The sequence below is a fragment of the Helicobacter sp. MIT 00-7814 genome (genome assembly GCF_003364115.1).
In the GTDB taxonomy this organism is placed as follows: domain Bacteria; phylum Campylobacterota; class Campylobacteria; order Campylobacterales; family Helicobacteraceae; genus Helicobacter_F.
The window spans coordinates 1-425 of the sequence record NZ_NXLL01000082.1 but is presented as its reverse complement, the minus strand read 5'-3'; the positions used below and the strand labels follow the sequence as shown (position 1 = coordinate 425).

Annotated in this window: 1 protein-coding gene; it reads left to right on the top strand. The window is 43.3% G+C overall.

Annotated elements, in window-relative coordinates; all coding sequences use genetic code 11:
• Positions 1 to 96 precede the first annotated feature (96 nt).
• Positions 97 to 336 carry a hypothetical protein gene (locus tag CQA49_RS10345; protein WP_220271754.1) on the top strand — a complete coding sequence of 80 codons (240 nt, stop codon included), beginning with the start codon at positions 97 to 99 and terminating at the stop codon, positions 334 to 336.
• Positions 337 to 425 lie beyond the last annotated feature (89 nt).

The window sequence follows — 425 nt, the reverse complement described above, 5'->3', positions numbered from 1 at the left end:
TGATAGTGGATTAAAAGGACGCTTAGAAGCTCTTTATACAAAAGAATTCCTAAGCACAGCGTTGGATAGGAATTATCGCATTATAGGAGTGCAATAATGAAAAATTCGGCTTATACACAATCTTTGCGGGAGCTTGAAATTTCTCCACTGCGACGCACGCCAAGTGCGCCTCATTCCGAAATTTCTGCGCAACCCACAAACCTTGTGCATAATCCTAGAATTTTTTTAAGTGGCACACGCCCACTAAAAAAGGTTGTGTCTGTGCGCGAAGCTGGAGGCGAAGCGGAATTCACTTCCGCGAAGGTGATACAATTTAAAGGAATTCTATGGAACTAAGCAACAAAGAATTTATCATTTTGTTTTTGCTCTCACTTGGTGCGGGGGCTTTTGGCGTGTGCATTGCAATGGCAGTGGGCTATCTCTCA